At 44.6% G+C, this 3,194-nt stretch carries 4 protein-coding genes and 1 pseudogene; all 5 read right to left on the minus strand.

The window, feature by feature from the left end; translation table 11 throughout:
• Nucleotides 1–335: 335 nt before the first annotated feature.
• A complete protein-coding gene (locus tag HMPREF2865_RS07330; protein ID WP_070646586.1) occupies nt 336–746 on the minus strand; it encodes a hypothetical protein in 411 nt (136 codons plus the stop codon).
• A gap of 1 nt (nt 747) precedes the next feature.
• A complete protein-coding gene (locus HMPREF2865_RS07335; protein WP_070646587.1) occupies nt 748–993 on the minus strand; it encodes a hypothetical protein in 246 nt (81 codons plus the stop codon).
• A gap of 231 nt (nt 994–1,224) precedes the next feature.
• Nucleotides 1,225–1,545 carry a hypothetical protein gene (locus tag HMPREF2865_RS07340; protein WP_070646588.1) on the minus strand — a complete coding sequence of 107 codons (321 nt, stop codon included), beginning with the start codon at nt 1,543–1,545 and terminating at the stop codon, nt 1,225–1,227.
• Entirely contained in the window at nt 1,542–1,772 is a 231-nt protein-coding gene (locus tag HMPREF2865_RS07345) for a hypothetical protein (protein ID WP_141752531.1), read from the minus strand. The genes HMPREF2865_RS07340 and HMPREF2865_RS07345 overlap by 4 nt, the downstream gene beginning before the upstream one ends.
• Nucleotides 1,773–1,863: 91 nt before the next feature.
• Nucleotides 1,864–3,194, minus strand: a pseudogene (locus HMPREF2865_RS12395) (hypothetical protein); the annotation flags it as partial.

A 3,194-nucleotide genomic window follows, 5' to 3' on the forward strand; every position in this document is an offset into this window, starting at 1 on the left:
TAAAAGGCGGCCCGGATGCCTGATTATCAGGTATTCAAGGGGGGATTACGGGGATATTTGAGTAGAATCAGTGGATATTTGAAACAAAAACAGCCGAAATCCTGTGTTTAGGTTTCGACTGTCGGGGGAAAAGAAATTTTGCAAAGGTCTCAGGCCGTCTGAAACGTATTTGTTGTTTCAGACGGCCTCTTAGCTCAAACCCTGAGAACCGCATGCGTGCGTTCTGCACACATCCTTTTGTCAAGTAATATTAAGTGATAAAGCACATATGCCCAACCAGTCTTGTCAAGAGCTTCCGAAAAGTTGCTTGCGCAGAATGACAAGCTACGGCTCGTTTAATTGAAACTCTCCTGATCTAAAAATTCTAACTCTATTTCCCGGCAAACTATATATATGCTAAAACCGGTCGGAAGATCATACCTACCGCCTATCAATTCCAGCGTACCTCCATAATCCAAGATTTCATCATCCTGCTTTAATTCTCCAAGCTCCAAGGTATTATCGATATTTATATCTTGGTTCTCCGTAGCGTATCCATAGATAAATTTCAGATAGCTGAACTGCTTGAATTTAATTTTTACCCAGTCTGAATAATTGGGGGTAGGAATTTCTTGAGGAAAGTCCGGATAATCCACACAATTGACGATGATATGGAATTCATCGTTTTTCAAAGTATAGTTTAATAGAGTGCCCTCATATATATACAGAAATTGATAATCTTTTCTTGGAATAGTATAAGTTGTCATATTATTTTACCTTTTCAAAAACAATGGTTTTAAGGACTGTTGAGTTCAAGTCGCTTCCATTACTCTTCTGAAATTTCAGTTGTTTAAACTCCTCCTTTAACGGACCATTATATTTTAACCTTAATCCCATTCGGGCCAGTTCTGTTTCATTTGGAATTCCTCTTAGATATTTATTGGTTGCTGTGCCATTAATCACAATTTCTCCCCCTTTTTTTGTAATACGTGCTGCTTCAGGAAGATAATCCATTATTGTAAATTTCCCTACTCCTTATTAGTTTGTACGGGTATGGTTATCCCGCAAAAGTAAAGGCCGCCTGAAACAGGTTTCCTACTTTCAGACAGCCTTTTATCGAATAATGGGGGAACGAGATATAATTTGTTTTGCGGAATTTTCAAGCCAGCGTGCGCGCTGCATACACTCTATGAGAAGAATTTGCTCAGGCTGAGGCTTGCTAATCCAATGTCTGCTTTGCGTAAATCATGACTCGATCGGATAATTAATAAATATTCTTGCACTATCTAAACTCATTCGAACTCCATTAATAACTTCAAGTTTAGATGCTTCAATTTCCATTGGATAAAATTCTTGAAATCCTCCTTCACCAAATATAGCTTCATGCATTATGGCCTTACCAAACTCATACATAGCTAAACGAGAGGAGAAAATGAAATTAACATATCTATTTGATTCGTTAAGCTTGACCTGCAGTTGGTGTTCATTCTCGATTAAATAAATTTCGGAAGGTATATTATCTCCATCTTCCGTTAATTCTATATTTTTATTAAGTTCACATTTCATTTTTTTGTTACTCCATCTTTACCCCACCAAGTGAATCCACCTGATGAATTAGGAACAATATGTAAGTTTTCAATCGTTTTTACGCTACCATTAGCCTTAGGAATTTGTATTTCAATATTATAATGGTCAATAGCTCCTTTTCCTTGAAAAATATTTCCGATAGGGTGGGAATTTTGACCAAAATCCTTTCTAAAGATTACTCTGGTACCATCACTAAGTGTATACATAAATTGATTCGGATGTCCTTTAGTTGGTATTGATTTTTCGAAAATCTTTTCTAGAATTGGGGAATTCATCTTTGGGGGAGGTTTGATGGACTTATTCCCCCCCCGCCATCTCCCCATCGAGGACGGACATCTCCCCGGTCTTTTGTCCGGCACCGGTTTTGCCGTTTTTATTCCATGTCCCCCTTCCTGATGAGACAGCACCGATCCTAATCCCGGTTATCATACCCGCCGCTCTGTCAAATTTGTCAGCAGCCCAAGCTCCTACCTCTTCTTCGATAGGGTTGTTGTAGTCCTTGATCAATGGGACGTGCGGTACTTCCTTACCGACCAGTTTGCCGATAACGCCGTTATACGTACCGATGAAGCCGTTTGCATAGAACGACGGCAGGTTGGCTATGCCTTTACCCAGTCCGGTTGTAGCAGTATCAAAAGTTTTGTTCCGAATCTGCCGGCTTCTTTGCGTATAACTGGAAACCGCATTTCGTTTCAACTGCTCCCTCGTTTCCCTATAGCCCTGCTGTTCGGCAAATTTACCGCTGTCTCTGTAATACTTCATTGGGGCAAAATCAAGGAACGTTTCCCCATCGGCTTTGAAACTTCCCGCTATGCTACGCAGGAATTGTTCCGCCGCCGTGTCGGTGTCGGCATGTTTGGCATAATAAGTCGCATCGACCTGACGCATAGCTTGCGCTACTAGCCGCTCTTCTGCCTGCCGTTGGGAAATGCCGGGATGGAGTTTGGCAAATTTGGCGGCATTATTTTTAATTTTTCTGATCTCGCTGTCGTGCAGCCGCCTATTGTTCCAATCGACATTCGCCCCTACTGCCGCCGTACCGACACTCCCGCCCGCCGCATAGCCGATTGCCGCCCCGCCCAGTGCGTTGACCGCCGCTTTGCCCGCCGGACCGAGGTTTTCCGCTGCTTCGTCCAAATACGGTGCGGCAAGGGAAGTGCCGCCGCCGGCCAGTATGCCGCCGAGGTTGCCCGTCGTCAGTCCGCCTGCCGCCCCGTGCAGGATACTCCTGCCTATGCCGCCTTCTTTCCAGGTGTCGTAGCGGCTTTGGTTTTCGGCAAGGTAGGCGTTTACTTGACCGAGGGATGTGCGGATAGCGGCTTTTTCGGCTTCGCTGTCCGTATTTTGCAGTTTGGCCTCCAGCAGGGTTTTGGCTGCCTGATACCGTTCGTAACTTTGGGTATTGCCGAGTTTGTCGGAAACGGCTGCTGTGGTTTGGGCGGCGTTTTTACCGAACTCCTGCGTTACTTCCCTTTGCAGGTTGATCTCTTTGGCCACCGCGTCTTTGTCGAAGCTGTTTTTCAGACGGCCTGAGTGTTGATCCGCAGTTTCGGTGTCGATACCGGTGTGGATACGCGCTTCGGTTTCTTCGGCAGTCCTGCCGGTTCGGGCAAGTTGTCCCGCTTTGT

Source organism: Neisseria sp. HMSC073G10, assembly GCF_001812605.1.
Taxonomy (GTDB): Bacteria; Pseudomonadota; Gammaproteobacteria; order Burkholderiales; family Neisseriaceae; genus Neisseria; species Neisseria subflava_A.